The organism is Pseudomonas sp. TR47 (genome assembly GCF_044143025.1).
Lineage (GTDB): Bacteria > Pseudomonadota > Gammaproteobacteria > Pseudomonadales > Pseudomonadaceae > Aquipseudomonas > Aquipseudomonas putida_E.
Window position 1 is genome coordinate 130,967 of the sequence record NZ_JBHFCS010000009.1, and the last position, 17,542, is coordinate 148,508.

Annotated in this window: 20 protein-coding genes and 1 riboswitch; of the genes, 4 read left to right on the forward strand and 16 right to left on the reverse strand. The window is 65.2% G+C overall.

The genetic code is table 11. The features are described 5' to 3' along the window. Positions 1-52: 52 nt before the first annotated feature. The 15 genes from ACEWE8_RS12340 to ACEWE8_RS12410 all read right to left on the reverse strand — a co-directional run bounded on the left by ACEWE8_RS12340 (position 53) and on the right by ACEWE8_RS12410 (position 13,726). On the reverse strand, positions 53-787 hold the full coding sequence (locus tag ACEWE8_RS12340) for an adenosylcobinamide-GDP ribazoletransferase (RefSeq protein WP_046787437.1): 735 nt from the start codon (positions 785-787) through the stop codon (positions 53-55). Position 788: 1 nt separating this feature from the next. Continuing rightward, positions 789-1,358 carry an alpha-ribazole phosphatase family protein gene (gene cobC, locus ACEWE8_RS12345; RefSeq protein WP_046787438.1) on the reverse strand — a complete coding sequence of 190 codons (570 nt, stop codon included), beginning with the start codon at positions 1,356-1,358 and terminating at the stop codon, positions 789-791. Beyond that, on the reverse strand, positions 1,355-2,410 hold the full coding sequence (gene cobT / locus ACEWE8_RS12350; protein ID WP_115272972.1) for a nicotinate-nucleotide--dimethylbenzimidazole phosphoribosyltransferase: 1,056 nt from the start codon (positions 2,408-2,410) through the stop codon (positions 1,355-1,357). The genes cobC and cobT overlap by 4 nt, the downstream gene beginning before the upstream one ends. After that, positions 2,407-2,928: a bifunctional adenosylcobinamide kinase/adenosylcobinamide-phosphate guanylyltransferase gene (cobU, locus tag ACEWE8_RS12355; RefSeq protein ID WP_046787440.1), complete on the reverse strand. Its 522-nt coding sequence runs from the start codon at positions 2,926-2,928 to the stop codon at positions 2,407-2,409. The genes cobT and cobU overlap by 4 nt, the downstream gene beginning before the upstream one ends. A 1-nt stretch (position 2,929) precedes the next feature. Beyond that, positions 2,930-4,384, reverse strand: a complete 1,455-nt coding sequence (locus ACEWE8_RS12360; protein ID WP_046787441.1) for a cobyric acid synthase — start codon at positions 4,382-4,384, stop codon at positions 2,930-2,932. Beyond that, positions 4,381-5,373: a threonine-phosphate decarboxylase CobD gene (gene cobD, locus ACEWE8_RS12365; RefSeq protein WP_046787442.1), complete on the reverse strand. Its 993-nt coding sequence runs from the start codon at positions 5,371-5,373 to the stop codon at positions 4,381-4,383. The genes ACEWE8_RS12360 and cobD overlap by 4 nt, the downstream gene beginning before the upstream one ends. Next, entirely contained in the window at positions 5,366-6,274 is a 909-nt protein-coding gene (gene cbiB, locus ACEWE8_RS12370; protein ID WP_046787443.1) for an adenosylcobinamide-phosphate synthase CbiB, read from the reverse strand. The genes cobD and cbiB overlap by 8 nt, the downstream gene beginning before the upstream one ends. Beyond that, positions 6,271-6,921, reverse strand: coding sequence for a 5,6-dimethylbenzimidazole synthase (gene bluB / locus ACEWE8_RS12375; RefSeq protein ID WP_046787444.1), 651 nt, complete (start codon positions 6,919-6,921; stop codon positions 6,271-6,273). The genes cbiB and bluB overlap by 4 nt, the downstream gene beginning before the upstream one ends. After that, on the reverse strand, positions 6,918-8,213 hold the full coding sequence (locus tag ACEWE8_RS12380) for a cobyrinate a,c-diamide synthase (protein ID WP_046787445.1): 1,296 nt from the start codon (positions 8,211-8,213) through the stop codon (positions 6,918-6,920). The genes bluB and ACEWE8_RS12380 overlap by 4 nt, the downstream gene beginning before the upstream one ends. Next, the gene (gene cobO / locus ACEWE8_RS12385; RefSeq protein WP_012313146.1) at positions 8,210-8,821 is read right to left on the reverse strand and encodes a cob(I)yrinic acid a,c-diamide adenosyltransferase; all 612 of its coding nucleotides are present in this window, start codon (positions 8,819-8,821) and stop codon (positions 8,210-8,212) included. The genes ACEWE8_RS12380 and cobO overlap by 4 nt, the downstream gene beginning before the upstream one ends. A 118-nt stretch (positions 8,822-8,939) precedes the next feature. Next, a riboswitch (cobalamin riboswitch) is annotated at positions 8,940-9,160 on the reverse strand. A 125-nt stretch (positions 9,161-9,285) separates the two neighbouring features. After that, positions 9,286-9,819: a C40 family peptidase gene (locus ACEWE8_RS12390; protein ID WP_046787446.1), complete on the reverse strand. Its 534-nt coding sequence runs from the start codon at positions 9,817-9,819 to the stop codon at positions 9,286-9,288. A gap of 136 nt (positions 9,820-9,955) precedes the next feature. Further along, positions 9,956-10,600: a C40 family peptidase gene (locus ACEWE8_RS12395; RefSeq protein ID WP_046787447.1), complete on the reverse strand. Its 645-nt coding sequence runs from the start codon at positions 10,598-10,600 to the stop codon at positions 9,956-9,958. A gap of 126 nt (positions 10,601-10,726) precedes the next feature. Further along, positions 10,727-11,434, reverse strand: coding sequence for a DnaA regulatory inactivator Hda (hda, locus tag ACEWE8_RS12400; protein ID WP_039601502.1), 708 nt, complete (start codon positions 11,432-11,434; stop codon positions 10,727-10,729). Positions 11,435-11,566: 132 nt separating this feature from the next. Next, the gene (locus tag ACEWE8_RS12405) at positions 11,567-12,640 is read right to left on the reverse strand and encodes an AI-2E family transporter (protein WP_046787448.1); all 1,074 of its coding nucleotides are present in this window, start codon (positions 12,638-12,640) and stop codon (positions 11,567-11,569) included. A 12-nt stretch (positions 12,641-12,652) separates the two neighbouring features. Further along, the gene (locus ACEWE8_RS12410) at positions 12,653-13,726 is read right to left on the reverse strand and encodes a DUF2066 domain-containing protein (protein ID WP_046787449.1); all 1,074 of its coding nucleotides are present in this window, start codon (positions 13,724-13,726) and stop codon (positions 12,653-12,655) included. A 319-nt stretch (positions 13,727-14,045) separates the two neighbouring features. Here ACEWE8_RS12410 and purM point away from each other — a divergent pair, with 319 nt between their 5' ends. The 4 genes from purM (at position 14,046) to ACEWE8_RS12430 (ending at position 16,824) form a co-directional block, all read left to right on the forward strand. Then, on the forward strand, positions 14,046-15,104 hold the full coding sequence (purM, locus tag ACEWE8_RS12415) for a phosphoribosylformylglycinamidine cyclo-ligase (RefSeq protein ID WP_012313138.1): 1,059 nt from the start codon (positions 14,046-14,048) through the stop codon (positions 15,102-15,104). Further along, positions 15,104-15,757: a phosphoribosylglycinamide formyltransferase gene (gene purN, locus ACEWE8_RS12420; RefSeq protein WP_046787450.1), complete on the forward strand. Its 654-nt coding sequence runs from the start codon at positions 15,104-15,106 to the stop codon at positions 15,755-15,757. The genes purM and purN overlap by 1 nt, the downstream gene beginning before the upstream one ends. 8 nt (positions 15,758-15,765) lie before the next feature. Continuing rightward, a complete protein-coding gene (locus tag ACEWE8_RS12425) occupies positions 15,766-16,476 on the forward strand; it encodes a DUF3108 domain-containing protein (RefSeq protein WP_012313136.1) in 711 nt (236 codons plus the stop codon). Positions 16,477-16,641: 165 nt separating this feature from the next. Continuing rightward, positions 16,642-16,824: a hypothetical protein gene (locus tag ACEWE8_RS12430; RefSeq protein ID WP_046787451.1), complete on the forward strand. Its 183-nt coding sequence runs from the start codon at positions 16,642-16,644 to the stop codon at positions 16,822-16,824. A 160-nt stretch (positions 16,825-16,984) separates the two neighbouring features. On the opposite strand, the gene ACEWE8_RS12435 is transcribed toward ACEWE8_RS12430, so the two are convergent. After that, the gene (locus ACEWE8_RS12435; RefSeq protein WP_012313134.1) at positions 16,985-17,524 is read right to left on the reverse strand and encodes a DUF2058 domain-containing protein; all 540 of its coding nucleotides are present in this window, start codon (positions 17,522-17,524) and stop codon (positions 16,985-16,987) included. Positions 17,525-17,542 lie beyond the last annotated feature (18 nt).

The window sequence follows — 17,542 nt, forward strand, 5'->3', positions numbered from 1 at the left end:
CCCGCGAAGCATTTGCCGATGTATTGCCGGGAATTGCACGCGGCAGGCGCAGCTACATCCCCAAGGCAAGCCCCAACACCACGGCCAGCTCCAGCAACTCCAGCATTGCCCCCGCCGTATCGCCGGTGGTCCCGCCCAAGCGCTGGCACATCAGCCGTCGTAACCAGCAGAACACCGCAAACGCCAGCAGGACCGCCCAGAGCGCGCTCCAGCCCCCGAGCAGCAGGCAGAACAGCAAGCTGCCCAACAGCACCCAGCGCGCCATGCGCCGCGGCAGGTGCTCGGCCAGCGCCTGCCCAAGCCCGCCTGGGCGCACGTACGGCGTGCGCAGGAACAGCCCCAGCATCGCTGCCCGCCCGATCACAGGTGCCAGCACCAGCAGCGCACCGGCGCCGCGCTCGACAAGTACCCAAAGCGCACAGAACTTCAGCAACAACACCAGCACCAGGGTGACCACGGCAATCGGCCCGCTGCGCGGATCCTTCATGATCTTGAGCGTGCGCTCGCGATCGCCGAACCCACCCAGCCACGCGTCAGCACTGTCTGCCAGGCCGTCCAGGTGCAGCGCACCGCTGAGCAATACCCACAGCGTCAACAGCAACGCCGCGTGCAAAGGCGCCGGCGCGCCTTGCAACAGATGGCTGGCAAGCCACAGCAGCAGACCGAACAGCAAACCGACCAGCGGATAGCACAGCAGCGAGCGCCCCACCTCACGTGGTTCGGGCATACCGGGCAAGCTTACCGGCAGGCTGCTGAGAAACTGCAGGGCAATCCATAAAGGCAGCATCTCAGTGCACCTCGGCCAGTTGGCCGTCTTCGCCCAGGCTCAGACGTACAAGCGCGCCGTGGCCCACCTCCACCTGCAGCAACTGCTCCTTGGGCAAACCGCGCGCGCGCGCCAGCAGCAGGCGCATGACGCCACCGTGGGTGACCAGCAACACCCGCTTGCCGGCATGCTGCTGGTGCAGGCGGGCGACAGCACCCAGCACCCGCTCAGCGAAGGCACTGACGGCCTCACCGGCGGGCGGCGTGTAACTGTAAGGATCGGCCCAGAAACGCCCGAGCTCATCCGCTTGCGTCTGCATGATCTGCAAGGCGCTGCGCCCTTCCCACTCACCAAAATGCAACTCTTGCAGATCGGCCTCGCGCTGCACCGTCAAACCCAGCCGTTCACCCAGCTCATCGGCAAACCGCGCACAGCGCTGCAAGGGTGAGCTGACCAATACGTCCCAAGGGGCGCACTCACCCACGGCACTGCGCATCTGCGCCCAGCCCAGCTCGGTGAGGGCATCGTCCAGGCTGCCGCGCAAGCCGCCACCCTGCTCGGTTTCACCGTGGCGCAGCAGGTCGAGGATCATGCCGGGCGGTCCGCCACGGCTGCTTCGGCAAAGGTCGCCATCTGCCCGTGCAGCACGCAGGCCAGGCGCAACAGTGGCACCGCCAGCGCCGCACCGCTGCCCTCGCCCAGGCGCAGGCCCAGGGCCAGCAGCGGCTCGGCCTGCAAGGCATCGAGCAACGCCTTGTGCCCTGGTTCGGCACCTTGGTGGGCAAACAGCAACCAAGCCCGGCATTGCGGGTTGAGGCGCACGGCTACCAGCGCGGCGACGCTGCAGATGAAACCGTCCACCAGCACCGCAATGCCCTGCTGTGCACAGGCCAGGTACGCGCCGGCCAGGGCGGCGATCTCAAAACCACCCACACAGGCCAGCGCCTGCAGCGGGTCGTCGGCACGCAGACCGTGCAGCACCAGGGCCCGCTCGATCACTTCAGCCTTGTGGCGTACGCCTGCGGTGTCCAGGCCAGTGCCCGGGCCACTCAGTTCGCGCGCCGGGCAGCCCAGCAGGGTGCTGGCCAGCGCCGCAGCAGCGGTGGTATTGCCGATGCCCATCTCGCCACCGATGAACAACTGCGCGCCGCTCTGGGCAGCGCGCAGGACGCTGTCACGGCCGGCTTGCAGGGCTGAGCGCAGCTGCACCTCGGTCATCGCCGGCTGGCGGGCGAAGTTGGCGGTACCGCCCCCCAGGCGCAGGTGGCGGACACCCGGCAATTCCAGATGCGGGTCGATGGTGCCGAGGTCGACCACTTCCAGGCTTGCCTGCAGTTGGCGCGCCAGCACGCTGATCGCCGCGCCGCCGCCGACGAAGTTGCGCAACATCTGCCCGGTCACCGCCTGCGGATAGGCCGAAATGCCCTCCTCGACCACGCCATGGTCACCGGCAAAAATAGTGATGGCGACCTGATCCAGGTTCGGCCGCTCAACCCCCTGCAGCCCGGCCAGGTGCACTGCCAGGGCTTCCAGCTGGCCGAGCGACCCGGCAGGTTTGGTCAGCTGCTGCTGACGGGCGCGGGCCTGATCCATGGCGGCGGTGTCGAGAGGTTGGCAGGCGTCACGCCACCAGGTCGGGTTCATAGAGCAGGTCCTTTGAGCATCAGGGGTAGGCCGGCGACGGTGAGTACCACGCGCTGGCAACGTTCGGCGACGGCCTGGTGCAGCCAGCCGGCCAGGTCGACATAGCGCCGGGTCAGCTCGCCCATGGGCACTACGCCCAGGCCGGTTTCATTGCTGACCAGAATGATCACGCCGGGCAATTGCACCAGGCAGTCGAGCAGTGCATCGCGCTCTTGAGCCAGGCGCTGATCGTCATCGAGCATCAGCAGGTTGGTCAGCCACAGGGTCAGGCAGTCCACCAGCAGGCAGCGCCCTTCGGCAGCTTCGGCGCGCAGCACGGCTGCCAGGGCGAGCGGCTCTTCGATCAGCGCCCAATCGCTTGGCCGGCGCTGGCGGTGCAGGCGTACCCGTTCGTTCATTTCGCCATCCAGGGGTTCGCTGGTGGCGATATAGGTCACCGGCAGGCCGCTGTCGGCTGCCAACTGCTCGGCCAGGCGGCTCTTGCCCGAACGGGCACCGCCAAGGATCAGGTTGCGCATGTCAGGCGACCCCACAAAGTTTTCGCAGCTGCGCGGTGTCCAGGTGCTTTTCCACCAGGTCGGCCAGGCGCTCGATATCCCGCTCGCGCAGGGCCTCATAATCGATCTGCTGCACGTGCGCCAGGCCCGCCCAGCGCAGCAGCGCTGCGCACGACTGGCGGCCTTCGAACAGGCCATGCAGGTACGTGGCGAGGATCTGCCCGTCGGCACTGATGGCGCCGTCGCTGCGGCCATCGGCCAGTTGCACGGCGGGGCGCTGCAGCGCAGGGCCTTGGGTGACGCCGGCATGGATCTCGTAACCGGTCACGGGCGACTGTTCGAGGCTCAAAGCCCCCGCCACGTTGCGCAGTTGCTTCTGGGCCTCAAGCACCGTGGCGTAATCGAGCAGGCCCAGCCCCGGGCTGGACCCGGCAGGCCCCTCGAGGCCGAGCGGATCATGCACCTCCCGGCCCAGCATCTGCAGGCCGCCACAGATACCGATGAGCTTGCCGCCGTAGCGCAAGTGCCGGGCGATGGCGGTGTCCCAACCGCGCTCGCGCAGTTGCGCCAGGTCGCCACGCACGCTTTTGGAGCCAGGCAGGATGATCAGGTCGGCAGGCGGAATCGGCTGGCCAGGGCCGATGAACTGCAGGTCCACCTGGGGGTGCAGGCGCAACGGGTCGAAGTCGGTGTGGTTGCTGATGCGCGGCAGCACCGGCACGATCACCTTGAGCACGCGCTCATCCTTGGCCGCCTGGCGTACATCGATGCCGTCTTCGGCCTCAAGGTGCAGGTCGCTGACATAAGGCAGCACACCCAACACCGGCTTGCCCGTGCGCTGCTCCAGCCAGTCCAGGCCTGGCTGCAGCAGGGCGATGTCGCCACGGAAACGGTTGATGACGAAGCCCTTGACCCGGGCCTGCTCGGTCGGCGACAGCAGTTCCAGGGTACCGACCAGGTGGGCGAAGACGCCGCCGCGATTGATGTCGGCAACCAGAATCACCGGGCAGTCGACCGCTTCGGCAAAACCCATGTTGGCGATGTCACCGGCACGCAGGTTGATCTCGGCAGGCGAACCCGCACCTTCGACCATCACCACCGGATACACGCCACTGAGGCGCTGATGGGAGGCCAGCACCGCCTGCATGGCGATAGCCTTGTAGTCGTGATAGGCCACCGCGTTCATGCTGGTGACCGCGCGGCCATGGATGATGACCTGGGCACCGGTGTCACTGTTGGGCTTGAGCAGCACCGGGTTCATGTCGGTGTGCGGCGCCAGCCGGCAAGCCTGGGCCTGCACCGCCTGGGCGCGACCGATCTCACCGCCATCGGCAGTCACCGCGCTGTTGAGGGCCATGTTCTGCGGTTTGAACGGCACCACGGCCACCCCCTGGCGCAGCAGCCAACGGCACAGGGCGGTAACCAGCGTGCTCTTGCCGGCGTCGGAGGTGGTGCCTTGCACCATGAGGGTGGTCATGCCGTTTCCTTCTGATAATCGGCCAGGGCCTGGGCCAGGCGCTGCTCTTCAGCGGCGCTGGCGGGCAGGCCCAGGCGCACGGCAGGCGGCTGATCGAACAGGCGCACCAGGATGCCGCGGCGGGCGAGAAAGTCATGCAGGTGCGCTGCGCGCTCGCAGCGTACGTACTGGAACAGGTCGCAACCACCCGCGGGCGCAAGGCCGGTGCTTTTCAGCAGCGTTGCAAGCCGTTGGCTGGCGTGGGCACAGCGCTCGATCTGCAGCGGGTGGGCTGCCAGGTCGGCGAAACACGCCTGGGCCAGCACCCGGGTCGGGCCGCTGACGGTCCATGGGCCAAGCAGGTCGGCCAAGCGCTGCAACAACGGCAGTTCGGCCGCCACGCAGCCCAGCCGCACACCGGCCAGGCCGAAGAACTTGCCGAACGAGCGCAGCACAATCAGCCCGGGGCGGTCGGCACAACCGACCACGCTGTGCTCGGGCGTGTTGTCCATGAAGGCTTCATCGACCACCAACCAGCCGCCACGCTCGGCCAAGCGGGCATGCCATGCAAGCAGGCGGTTGGGGGGCACGCGATGACCGGTCGGGTTGTTCGGGTTGACCAGCACCAGCACATCGAGGCTGTCCAGATACGCCTCGACCTGGCTTTCATCCAGCTCGACCAGCTGATGCCCGGCCCGTTGCCAGGCCTGCGGATGCTCGGCATAACACGGCGACAGCACCCCCACGCGACCGCTCGGGCGCAGATGCGGCAGGGCCTGGATCGCTGCTTGCGAGCCCGCTACCGGCAGCAACTGGCCAACACCGTAATACTGGCGGGCCGCCTCTTCGAGGCCGTCTTCGGTCTCGGGCAGTCGCGCCCAGGCGTGCGCCGGGATCGGCGGCACAGGATAAGCCCACGGCGCAATACCGCTGGACAGGTCGAGCCAGGCCTCCCGTGCAATCCCGTATTGCCGTACTGCCTTGAGCAGTCGGCCGCCATGTTCAAGCATTGCAGTAGGCTCCCACGCAGATCACCAGCAACCACAACCACACGCCACGCTGTACCAGGGCCCAGCCGCGCTCGATGGCACCGGCATCGGCCATCGGCCCTTCGCCCAGGCGCGGGCGCTCGTGCAGCTCGCCGTGATACACCGCCGGGCCACCGAGTTCGACACCCAGCGCACCGGCACCGGCCGCCATCACCGGCCCGGCGTTGGGGCTGTCCCACAACGGGCCCTGCTTGCGCCAGCAGGCCAGGGCCAGGCGGGTCTTGCCGAGCAAGGCGTAGGTCAATGCCACCAGCCTTGCGGGAATATAGTTGAGTAGATCGTCGATGCGCGCCGCGCACCACCCGAAGCGTTCAAAACGTTCATTGCGGTAGCCCCACATGGCATCCAGCGTATTGCTCAGGCGGTACAGGACCACGCCCGGCGCACCGGCCACGATGAACCAGAACAGCGCGGCGAACACTGCATCGCTGCCGTTCTCCAGCACCGATTCGGTTGCGGCCCTGGCCACGGCCGGCTCATCGAGTTCGCGGGTCTCGCGGCTGACCAGGTAACCGACGCGGCGCCTGGCCTCCTCCAGATCACCCTGGCGCAAGGCACTGGCCACCGGCAGCACATGCTCGCCAAGGCTGCGCAGGCCCAGCGCGCAATACAGCGCCAGCACGTCAACCAGCCAGCCAATGCCGGGCAGCCAGGAGAGGATCAGCGCCACCAGGGTCAAGGGCACCACTGCCAGGAACCAGGCACTCACGCCGTGGCTGCGCCAACCGCGCCCGCCGGCATTCAGGCGCTGCTCCAGGCTCGACGCCAGGTTACCGAAGGCCACCAGCGGATGGCGCCGCTGCGGCTCGCCGAACAACGCATCCAGGGCCACGCCGGCCACGGTCAGCAAGGCGACGCTCATGGGCGCTCCCCCCATTGGTTTTCATACAGCATGTCGCTCAAGGGCCGTTCTTCGGCCCAGTTTTCCATCACCAGCATGGGTGCCGGATAGAATTCGGTGACAGGCCCAAGGCACAGCACCGCCACCGGTTTGGCGCCGGCTGGCATCCCCAGCAGCGCGGCCAGTGCCTGTGGGTCGAACAGCGAGACCCAGCCCAGCCCCAGCCCTTCGGCGCGGGCCGCCAGCCACAGGTTCTGAATGGCGCAGGCGAGCGAGGCGAGGTCCATTTCCGGCAAAGTCCGCCGGCCGAAAATGTGTGGCTCGCGGTTGTCCATCAACGCCGCCACCAACACTTCGGCGCAGTCGCTGATGCCTTCTACCTTGAGCTTCATGAATGCGTCGGTGCGCTCGCCCAAGGCGTGGGCCGTGCGCACCCGCTCCTGCTCCACCAGCGCCTGGATACGCCCGCGCAGCTCACCCTGGCTGATGCGAATGAAACGCCAAGGCTGCATCAGGCCAACGCTGGGGGCCTGGTGCGCGGCAGCGAGCAGGCGGCCGAGCACTTCAGGCGCGACGCTGCCGCCGGCGAAGTGGCGCATGTCGCGGCGCTCGCCGATTGCCCGGTAGACGGCCGCGCGTTCGGCATCACTGAAGGCGTGCTCGCTCATGGCCGCAACAGCGCCGCCGCCGCCTCAGGGTTGGAGGGGAAATAGAAGTGCACATAGGATGCCGTGAGCCGCCCAAGGCGATAGACCGCCTCGTTGCCGCGCCCGCCGTTGGGGCTCTGGCCGCGGGCGATGGGCTGCAGTTCGGTGCTGGTCAGCGAGTGGTGGTAGGTGTGGCCGCGCAGGGTGCCTTCGGGCAGTTCCACAGCCTGCAGGGCCAGCGCCGCCAGGCGTTTCTGCATGGTCGCCTCGCCGGGCAGCAGGCCAAGCAGTGCGGCACGCTCGCCGGCCACATCGGTCAGGGCATCGAGCAGGTAAAGCATGCCACCGCACTCGGCCAGCAACGGCTTGCCTGCGCCGTGGTGCGCACGGATCGCGGCGCACATCGGTGCGTTGGCGGCCAGCGCATGGTGATGCAGCTCAGGGTAGCCGCCCGGCAGGTACAGGCTGTCCACGGCGGGCAGCTCGCGGTCGTGCAGCGGCGAGAAGAACGCCAGCTGTGCGCCCAGGTTGCGCAGCAGGTCGAGGTTGGCGCCGTAGGTGAAGGCAAACGCTTCGTCCCGGGCAATGCCAATGCGCACACCCGCCAGCGAGGCGCTGCACGTCGGTACGTCCGGCGCGGCGAATGCCACCGGCGGCGGCAATGCGGCATCGCAGCTGCTGCCCAGTGCTTGGGCGGCGGCGTCCAGGCGCGCGTCCAGGTCATTCAGCTCGCTGGCCTGAACCAGTCCCAGGTGGCGGCTGGGCAGCTCGATACCGCGCTCGCGCGACAGCCCGCCGTACCAGCGCAGGCCCTCGGTCAGGCTACCTTCGAGCAACTGCGCGTGGCGCAGGCTGCCGACACGGTTGGCGAGCACGCCAGCGAACGGCAGGTCGGCCTGGTAGCGCGCCAGCCCCAGGGCCAGTGCGCCAAAGGTCTGGGCCATGGCCGTACCATCGATCACTGCCAGCACCGGCACGCCGAAGTGGCGCGCCAGGTCGGCACTGGATGGGGTGCCGTCGAACAGGCCCATGACGCCCTCAATCAGGATGAGGTCGGCCTCACCCGCCGCTTCCCACAGCAGGCGCCGGCTTTCCTGCGCACCGATCATCCACAGATCGAGCTGGTACACCGGCGCCCCACTGGCACGCTCAAGGATCATCGGGTCGAGAAAATCAGGCCCGCATTTGAACACACGGACCTTGCGCCCCAGGTTGCGGTGCAGGCGGGCCAGGGCCGCAGTCACGGTGGTCTTGCCCTGGCCAGATGCCGGTGCTGCGATCAGAACGGCTGGGCAGTGGCGCGTCTGACTCACAGTTCGACGCCCTTCTGCGCGCGGATACCGGCCTGGAAGGCATGCTTGAGCATACCCATCTCGGTGACGGTGTCGGCCAGCTCGACCATTTCGGGCTTGGCCGCGCGGCCGGTGACGATCACATGCTGCATGGGGGGGCGCGCCTGGATATCGCCCAGCACCTGATCGAGGTCAAGGTAGCCGTGCTTCAGGGCAATGTTCAGCTCGTCGAGCACCACGAACTGGACGCTCGGGTCCTGCAGCAGCTGGCGCGAAACCGCCCAGGCTGCCTCAGCGGCGGCAATGTCGCGCTGGCGGTCCTGGGTTTCCCAGGTAAAGCCTTCGCCCATCACGTGGTAGCGCACCTGCTCGGGGAAGCGCCGGAAGAACAGCTCCTCGCCGGTGCTGTTGCGGCCCTTGATGAACTGCACCACACCACACTGCATGCCGTGGCCCAGGGCGCGTGCGAGCATGCCGAACGCCGAGCTGCTCTTGCCCTTGCCATTGCCGGTCAGCACCAGCAGCAGGCCGCACTCATTAGGGGAATTGGCGATGCGCTCGTCGATGATCGCCTTCTTGCGCTGCATACGCGCCAGGTGACGTTCGTCGCGTTCGGTGGTTTCGCTCATGGGGGTCTCCGCAGGCTGTCGCCCCGCAAAATACGGCGACAGGTCGATAGGCGGGCAGACGGAGAACGCGCAGGAGCCGTGGCCAGATGCCACGGTGCACCGCGCATCACCCTCCGTGATGCCGTTGGCAGTGACAGGCCGGTCTCCGGGCTCGTGAGCGGGCGTTGGCCCGGGCCTGCGCGCCTTCCCGGATACTGGTATCCAGTGGCCGTGCGCGGCTTTTGACTCACCTACCGTTGCGGGGGCAGCGCCGGACTCGCACCTTGCAGGCGCACACCGGCTTCCCAGTTTCACCCTGCCCAGACGGGCTGGCAGGGCACCTGAAACACGCGCGAAGGTTAGAGTGTTGCACCGGGAGCGTCAATCGAAGGGCGGGGATTTCGCTTGAGGGTTCAGGCGCTCTCGATAGGGAGCGCGGCCCGCGCGGCGCGCATCGGCCACCTTGCGAGTGGCCGGTTTCGCCATCAGGGGTTCTGTGCCAGGTGCCCCTGGGTAATCACCCGTTTTGCCTGCAGGTAGGCTTTGGACCAGTAGCTGTTGGACAGGTAGTCCAGGCGCACGGTGCCACCGGTGGACGGAGCATGCACGAACCGCCCTTCGCCCACATAGATACCGGCGTGGCTCACCTGCGAGCCACCGCTGGTAGCGAAGAACACCAGGTCGCCCGATTGCAGTGAGTGAACGTCTACGGTCGGCGCACGCATGACGATCATTTCTCGCGTGGAGCGAGGCAGGCTGATGCCCGCCGCGTCCCGGTAGACGTAGTTGATCAAGCCACTGCAATCGAAACCGGAGTCGGGAGTGTTGCCGCCCCAACGATACGGCGTACCCACCAGGCCGATTGCACGGATCAGCACGTCGTTGGCAACCGGGGACGCTATGGGTTGGCTGTACGGGACCTGTGGCTGTACCACAGGCGCCGGTGCCGGGGCACGGCCGGAGCAGGCGGCAAGCAATGCCACCAGGGAAAGGAGTGCGAAGCGCGCCATCATCACCATGGCCAGAACATCCTGTCTGAGATCGCTGGGCTGCAACCGAAAAGTGTTGAGAATTTAGATTAGACGCATTCTGTAAATGCGCACGGCGACGAGCTTTTCAAGCATCGTCGCCGCGGCAGAGTACATCATTTTGATATCAGTTGCGTGCGATATTGCTCGCTGGCGCCATGGCCAAGGCGCGCTTGGCTTCGATGAAGGTCTTGCTCCAGTAGCGATCACCGAGGTTGTCGATGCGCACACCACCGCTGCGGCGGCTGCTGGAATGGATGAACTGGTTGTCGCCAAGATAGATGCCAGCATGGCTGACACGGCCACGGCCATTGGTGCTGAAGAACAGCAGATCACCTGGCTTGAGCTTGTTGCGGGCAACTTTGGGCGCATCGACCTTGATCATTTCGCGGGTCGAGCGCGGCAGGTTCATGCCGGCCTCTTCGCGGAACAGATAGCCGATGAAACCGCTGCAATCGAAACCGGACGCCTGCGAGGTACCACCGAAGCGGTAACGGGTACCGATCAGGGACATGCCGCGCTCCAGGATGCTGTCGGCCAATACTGGCAACTGATAAGGCTTGCTGTTGCTGGAGAACGCCTGAAGGTCATCTTCAGTGGCCAGCTCTTGCTGCTCGCCGAATACGGACGATACCGAAGCCTTGGCCTCGGGCGCCGACTGGGAGGCGACCGGGGTGTGATCCTGGGGCTGGGAAACAGGGCCTTGGGCCGCGCAGCCAATCAGCAGGGTCACGAGTGCGAGGGGCACGAGGGGTGCGAAGCGCTTGAGCATGGGCACGACCGTGTCTGTAGTCCTTTAGAAGGGGGAAACTATGCCTTCTATCAGGGCCATTTGCAAATTTTATCGAAAAAGATGTGACTTTTTCGTTTTTCCGCTCAAAGCCCCGTATTTAAGGGCTTACCAGCCGAGCGTTTCTTTCAGGAACGGGATGGTCAGCTTGCGCTGCGCCTGCAAAGAAGCCTGATCGAGCCGCTCGAGCAGGTCGAACAGCGCACTCATGCTGCGCGTACCACGGGTAAGGATGAAATGGCCGACTTCGTCGGTCAGGTGCAGGCCACGGCGCGAGGCGCGCAATTGCAGGGCGCGCAGCTTGTCTTCATCAGACAGGCCGCGCATCTGGAATACCAGCGCCAGGGTCAGGCGGGACTTGAGGTCGGGCAGCTTGATCGGCAGTTCGCGCGGCGAGGCCGAGGCCGCCAGCAGCAGGCGCCGGCCGCTGTCGCGCAGGCGGTTGAACAGATGGAACATCGCCTCTTCCCACTCCGCCTTGCCGGCAATCACATGCAAGTCATCGATGCACACCAGCTCGTACTGCGCCAGGTAATCGAGCAACCCGATGCCCCGGTCGAGCAACTGCGCCAGCGGCAGGTACACAGCGGCTTCGCCACGCTGCTGGAAGCGGTGTGTGGCAGCCTGCAACAGATGGCTACGGCCGACACCCTGCTTGCCCCACAGGTAGATGAGGCTCTCGGTCCAGCCGGCGTCGGCTTCGCACAGCCGCTCGACGTAGCCCAATGCCGCTGCATTGGCGCCCGGATAGTAGTTGATGAAGGTGGCGTCATCGCGCAGGCGCACACCCAGGGGCAACTGGATCGGTGGTTTCATGCTCGCGGGCGGTCGGGGGACCACAGGGGGCCTAGGGTGATCGGTGTGCAAAGTCTATACCCGCAATGCGGGGGGCACAATCGCGAAGGCACGTAGCACAAGCAAAATCAACGAGTTGCAAGGCAGTCTGGCTTATAGATCGGGGTCGACCTCCCCCGCGTACATGTCCGATTCCTTGTACAGGTCATGCACATGGCGCAGCAGCACCATGACCACTGCCGCCACCGGCAAGGCCAGCAGCACGCCGGTAAAGCCGAACAGTTCGCCCCCGGCCAGGATGGCGAAGATCACCGCCACCGGATGCAGGCCGATACGGTCACCCACCAGCAACGGTGTCAGCACCATGCCTTCCAGCGCCTGGCCGACCATGAACACTGCAACGATACCCAGCATCGGGTACAGATCGCCGCCAAACTGGAACAGCCCGGCCACCAGCGCCGCACCGATGCCAATGATGAAGCCCATGTAGGGCACGATGGCCGCCAGGCCGGCCAGCATGCCGATCAGCAGCCCCAGCTCCAGCCCCACCAGCATCAGCCCGGCGGAATAGATCACGCCGAGCGCCAGCATGACCATCAACTGGCCACGCACGAACGCCCCCAGCACCTCATGGCATTCTGCGGCCAGCCCGACCACCTGCGCCTCGCGCTGGCGCGGCAGCAGGCTGCGCAACTTGGCCATCATCAGGTCCCAGTCGCGCAACAGATAGAAGCCCACCACCGGGATCAGCACGAAGTTGGCCAGCCAGGCCAGCAGCGCCAGGCTCGACGCAGTGGCCTGGGACAGCAGCATGCCGACGATGTCAGTGGTCTGGCCCATGTGTTCACTGACGGCGGCCTTGATCTTGTCGAACTTCCAGAACCCGTCGGCCAGGCCCAGGCGGCTCTGTACCCAGGGCAGCGCCACATGTTGCAACCAGTCGAGCATCTGCGGCGTCAGTTCGTACAGGCGCACCAGCTGTTTGGCCAGCATCGGGATCAGGATGAGCAGCAGAACCAGCAGGATCAAGGTAAACAGGCTGAATACCACCACCACGCCCCAGGTCCGCGACAGCCCCATGCGCTCCAGGCGGTCGACCAGCGGGTCGGCCAGATAAGCCAGCAGGATACCCACCAAAAAGGGTGAGAGGATGTTGTGCAGGCCATAAAGAAGCAGGGCAATCAGCAGGGCTGCGCCCAGCCAGATCCAACGGCGCATATCAGTCATGGTCGCTCTTCCTTACCAGCGAAAACGCAGGCCGTCGAACGGTTTGGGGGCTACGGCAGCCGTCGCAGGTTGCCCTGCCGCAGCCTCGGTTGCGGGTGCAGGCGTTGCCGGGGACGGGACGGGAGGCGCCTGCTCAGCCGGGACTTCCTGCAACTTGGCCAGGCCCAGCTGCGCGCGCAACTGCTCAGCGTTGGCAGTGACGCCGTAGGTCAACGTCTTGCCGTCGGCCATTTGCAGGCGCGGGCCGTAAGGTTCGAGAACGCGGTTCAGCTCAGCGTAACGCTGCAGGTTCGCGCCTTGCACCTGCACTTGCAACTGGCTGCTGGCACCTGGCCGGGTTACGTAACGTGGCGCCAGGCGGTTGCTGACGGCGAGCATCACGGCATCGGCCAATGCGGCCTGGTCAGCGCCTTCGGCACTACCTTCCTCGCGCTTGTCGCCCAGCCACAACTGCCATTTGCCCTGCCACTTGCCATCGGTTTCAAGCGCGTGCACTGCCAACAGGGCGTCGGCGCCATAACGCTCGGAAGCTTCGCGCAGTGGCGCCGGGTCGTTGCCTTCGAGCTGCTTGGCGTTGGCCACCAGTTGTTCCTGCAGGTCGGCCAGCGGCAGGCGCAATGGCAGGCCGCGGTGCTGGGCGGCACGGCGCAGCGACTGGGCGCTGGCCTGGCCATCGCCAACCAGGCTGCTGCCCTCGACACTGTCGTTGAGCCACCAGCCGAGGATCGACGGCCGGTTGCTGCCCCACAGCGCCAGCCCGGCCTTGCGCAAGGCCCGCTCGGTGCTGCCCGGGTCGAACTCGACCATCACCGACTCAGGCGGGCCGGCCTCGGTACCGACCTGGTTGATGATCTGTTGCGGGTCCTTGCGCAGTTCGGCCAGCGCCGGTTTTTGCGGCGCCTTGGGGTCGCCGGTCAGGCGCAGCACCAATGTATCGAGTGCCTTGGTGGTGGCTGCGGCGCGGGCTTCAGCGCCCTGCCCTTCGAGCGGTTCGCGCACCTGATAGAGCCCGGCAACGTTTTCGGCCTGGGCGGCAATACTGACCAAGGCAAGGCAGCCGGCTGACAGATAATTGAGAAGACGCATTGAGGATTCCTGTCCAGTCGAGCTTCAAGCTGCAAGCTTCAAGCTGTAAGAAAAAGCAGTCAGAACCCCAACGCTTTCGCTTGCGGCTTGGGGCTCACTGCTTGCAGCTTATACAGAAGGAACTGCATCAACCACCCGCGAGCCTTTTTCAGCAATTTACTGCCCTGCCCGTCGGCCTGAGGATGGCCGCTGCACGGCAACCCTGATAAAATCGCGCGCCTTCACAGACCTCTGACGTTTCAGGCAGCCGCCGCTCCCCAGCCGGCCTTGGCCGTCACGGTCGTTTTTACGAATCCCTCCCTCTTAAAGGCCTGGATCAATGAGCAAGCAACCCTCCCTGAGCTACAAGGACGCCGGTGTAGACATCGACGCCGGCGAAGCACTGGTCGAACGCATCAAGGGCGTGGCAAAACGCACCGCACGCCCTGAAGTCATGGGTGGCCTGGGTGGCTTCGGCGCCCTCTGCGAGATCCCGGCCGGCTACAAGCAGCCGGTGCTGGTCTCCGGCACCGACGGCGTCGGCACCAAGCTGCGCCTGGCGCTGAACCTGAACAAGCACGACAGCATCGGCCAGGACCTGGTCGCCATGTGCGTCAACGACCTGGTGGTCTGCGGCGCCGAGCCGCTGTTCTTCCTCGACTATTACGCCACCGGCAAGCTCAACGTCGACGTCGCTGCGACCGTGGTTACCGGCATCGGCGCCGGCTGTGAACTGGCCGGCTGCTCCCTGGTTGGCGGCGAAACCGCCGAAATGCCGGGCATGTACGAAGGCGAAGACTACGACCTGGCCGGTTTCTGCGTCGGCGTGGTGGAAAAGGCCGAGATCATCGACGGCTCCAAGGTCGCTACCGGCGACGCGCTGATCGCCCTGCCGTCTTCGGGCCCGCACTCCAACGGCTACTCGCTGATCCGCAAGATCCTCGAAGTGTCGGCAACCGACATCGAGAACACCCAGCTCGACGGCAAGCCGCTGACCGACCTGCTGATGGCGCCGACCCGCATCTACGTCAAGCCACTGCTGCAACTGATCAAGCAGACCGGCGCCGTCAAGGCCATGGCCCACATCACCGGTGGCGGCCTGCTGGACAACATCCCGCGCGTTCTGCCGAAAAACGCCCAGGCCGTGGTTGACGTGGCCAGCTGGCAGCGCCCTGCGGTATTCGACTTCCTGCAGGAAAAAGGCAACGTCGATGAGCACGAGATGCACCGCGTACTGAACTGCGGCGTGGGCATGGTCATCTGCGTGGCGCAGGACCAGGTCGAAGCAGCACTGAATGTTCTGCGCGCAGAAGGCGAGCAGCCTTGGGTCATCGGCCGCATCGAACAAGCCGCTGAAGGCGCTGCCCAGGTCGAGCTGCAGAACCTCAAGGCACACTGATGCCGAGCAAGCCCTGTAATGTTGTGGTACTGCTGTCGGGTTCGGGCAGCAACCTGCAAGCCTTGATCGACAGCAGCCGTGGTGAACACAGCCCGGTACGCATCGCTGCGGTGATTTCCAACCGCGCCGACGCCTACGGCCTGCAACGCGCGGCGGCGGCGGGTATCGCCACCGCCGTACTGGACCACACCGGCTTCGACGGCCGTGAAGCCTTCGATGCGGCACTGATGGCGCGCATCGACGGCTTCGCGCCCGACCTGGTGGTGCTGGCCGGCTTCATGCGTATCCTCAGTGGCGGCTTCGTGCGCCACTACCAGGGCCGCCTGCTCAACATCCACCCGTCGCTGCTGCCCAAATACAAGGGCCTGCATACTCACCGACGGGCCCTGGAGGCAGGCGACGCCGAGCACGGCTGCAGCGTACACTTCGTCACCGAGGAACTCGATGGCGGCCCTCTGGTCGTACAGGCTGTGGTACCGGTAGTGTCAGGCGATAGCGCCGAAAGCCTGGCCCAGCGGGTACACCAACAGGAACACCAGATCTACCCGCTGGCAGTGCACTGGTTTGCCGAGGGGCGCTTGCGCCTGGGCGAACAGGGTGCATTACTGGACGGCCAGCCACTGCCGGCCAGTGGCCATTTGATCCGACCCTAGGAGAATTTATGCGTCGCGCCCTGCTCTTGGCTCTCGCCGTGCTCGCCCTGCCCCTCCAGGCAGCCGACTTGAAACCCTTCTCGGCCAGCTACACCGCCGACTGGAAGCAACTCCCCATGAGCGGCACTGCCGAGCGCAGCCTGGTCAAAAATGCCAACGGTACCTGGGACCTTAATTTCAAGGCTTCCATGATGATCGCCAGCCTGACCGAGCAAAGCACCCTGCGCATGGACAACGACACCCTGCTGCCGCAGAAGTATCACTTCGAGCGTGGCGGCCTGGGCAAAGCCAAGAAAGTCGACCTCACCTTCGACTGGAACGGCAAGAAAGTCACCGGCAGCGATCGGGGCGATGCCGTCAGCCTGCCGCTCAACCGCGGCGTGCTGGACAAGTCCTCCTATCAGCTGGCGCTGCAGCATGATGTGGCCGCCGGCAAGAAAAGCATGACCTACCAGGTGGTCGATGGTGACGAGATCGACACCTACGATTTCCGCGTGCTGGGTACCGAAAAGGTCACCACAAAGACTGGCCAGGTCGAGGCGGTCAAGGTCGAACGCGTGCGCGACCCGAGCCAGAGCAAGCGCATCACCGAGCTGTGGTTCGCCAAGGACTGGGACTACCTGCTGGTACAACTGCGCCAGGTCGAGACCGATGGCAAGGAGTATGTGATCGTGCTGCAGGATGGTACGGTCGACGGCAAGTCGGTCAAAGGCAACTAAGCCGCAGCCCGCAAGATCCGTAGCCCCGCCCTGTGCGGGGCTTCTTTTTGCCTGGGCAACATGAAACTTGTTTCATGGTCATTTTATTTACTTAGGCTGCTAACAAACTCTATAAAAGAAGTGCGCGACATTATGTCGCAACCAACTGAGCAGTGGAGTTTAACGATGACAGTCCAAGTAACCGAACGCGACGAATCGAAAATGTCCCACGAAGGCCTGGCCGCAGGCGTGCGGATCTGGGATGTGCACCAGCAAGGTGAATTGGTCGGGATGTTCCACAATGAACACGAAGCCCACCAATACCGGGTAGAGCTTGAAGTGCTGGAAAACCAGCGCGCTACGCAATGACCCACACAGTCTTTTGATTTGGGGCCGCTTTGCGGCCCATCGCCGGCATGCCGGCTCCTACAGGTACCGCGCAGTACTTGAGGTTTGTGCTGTACCTGTCGGCGATGGGGCTGCGAAGCAGCCCCAATAGGCGTTACCGCTTAGGCGGGGTTTTTCATGCTTACCACATCAAGTCGTCAGGGATCTTGTACGCAGCGTACGGATCGTCCTCATCCGCTTCCTCGACATGGGTGTTGAGCAGCAGGATGCGATGGGGGTCGCGCTCCTGGATCTTCACCGCTGCCTCGCGAGGGATGACTTCGTACCCCCCACCAAACGACACGATCGCCAGCGCGCCATTGCTCAGCTTGCTGCGCATCAGGGCGTTCACCGCAATGCGTTTGACCTTCTTGTCGTCGACGAAGTTGTAGTAGTCCTCGGTGGTGAGCTTGGGCAGGCGAGTCGCCTCGATCAACTGCTTGATCTGCGCGGCACGGGCCTTCTGTTCGGCCTTTTCCTGCTGCTGACGGTTCAGTTCCTGGTCACGCTTGGCCTTCTCGGCCATGGCTTCCTTGGCCAGGCGCTGCTGGGTATCGTCGACTTCGACCTGGCCCTTGTGCTCCAGGCGTTTCTGTTTCTTTTGGGCCTTGTTGGCCTGAGAGACCTGCTTCTGGTTGACCAGACCGGCCTTGAGCAATTGATCGCGAAGGGAAAGACTCATGGATGTTCACTCACTTAT

Excerpts from the sequence above, each read along its gene's own strand:
- ACEWE8_RS12435 (WP_012313134.1), bottom strand. The coding sequence starts at position 17,524 with ATGAGTCTTTCCCTTCGCGATCAATTGCTCAAGGCCGGTCTGGTCAAC.
- cobT (WP_115272972.1), bottom strand. The coding sequence starts at position 2,410 with ATGAACCCGACCTGGTGGCGTGACGCCTGCCAACCTCTCGACACCGCC.
- purM (WP_012313138.1), top strand. The coding sequence starts at position 14,046 with ATGAGCAAGCAACCCTCCCTGAGCTACAAGGACGCCGGTGTAGACATC.
- ACEWE8_RS12390 (WP_046787446.1), bottom strand. The coding sequence starts at position 9,819 with ATGGTGATGATGGCGCGCTTCGCACTCCTTTCCCTGGTGGCATTGCTT.
- cobU (WP_046787440.1), bottom strand. The coding sequence starts at position 2,928 with ATGCGCAACCTGATCCTTGGCGGTGCCCGTTCGGGCAAGAGCCGCCTG.
- cobD (WP_046787442.1), bottom strand. The coding sequence starts at position 5,373 with ATGCTTGAACATGGCGGCCGACTGCTCAAGGCAGTACGGCAATACGGG.
- cbiB (WP_046787443.1), bottom strand. The coding sequence starts at position 6,274 with ATGAGCGTCGCCTTGCTGACCGTGGCCGGCGTGGCCCTGGATGCGTTG.
- ACEWE8_RS12405 (WP_046787448.1), bottom strand. The coding sequence starts at position 12,640 with ATGACTGATATGCGCCGTTGGATCTGGCTGGGCGCAGCCCTGCTGATT.
- ACEWE8_RS12410 (WP_046787449.1), bottom strand. The coding sequence starts at position 13,726 with ATGCGTCTTCTCAATTATCTGTCAGCCGGCTGCCTTGCCTTGGTCAGT.
- hda (WP_039601502.1), bottom strand. The coding sequence starts at position 11,434 with ATGAAACCACCGATCCAGTTGCCCCTGGGTGTGCGCCTGCGCGATGAC.
- ACEWE8_RS12360 (WP_046787441.1), bottom strand. The coding sequence starts at position 4,384 with ATGACCACCCTCATGGTGCAAGGCACCACCTCCGACGCCGGCAAGAGC.
- cobO (WP_012313146.1), bottom strand. The coding sequence starts at position 8,821 with ATGAGCGAAACCACCGAACGCGACGAACGTCACCTGGCGCGTATGCAG.
- bluB (WP_046787444.1), bottom strand. The coding sequence starts at position 6,921 with ATGAGCGAGCACGCCTTCAGTGATGCCGAACGCGCGGCCGTCTACCGG.
- cobC (WP_046787438.1), bottom strand. The coding sequence starts at position 1,358 with ATGATCCTCGACCTGCTGCGCCACGGTGAAACCGAGCAGGGTGGCGGC.
- ACEWE8_RS12425 (WP_012313136.1), top strand. The coding sequence starts at position 15,766 with ATGCGTCGCGCCCTGCTCTTGGCTCTCGCCGTGCTCGCCCTGCCCCTC.
- ACEWE8_RS12340 (WP_046787437.1), bottom strand. The coding sequence starts at position 787 with ATGCTGCCTTTATGGATTGCCCTGCAGTTTCTCAGCAGCCTGCCGGTA.
- ACEWE8_RS12430 (WP_046787451.1), top strand. The coding sequence starts at position 16,642 with ATGACAGTCCAAGTAACCGAACGCGACGAATCGAAAATGTCCCACGAA.
- ACEWE8_RS12395 (WP_046787447.1), bottom strand. The coding sequence starts at position 10,600 with ATGCTCAAGCGCTTCGCACCCCTCGTGCCCCTCGCACTCGTGACCCTG.
- purN (WP_046787450.1), top strand. The coding sequence starts at position 15,104 with ATGCCGAGCAAGCCCTGTAATGTTGTGGTACTGCTGTCGGGTTCGGGC.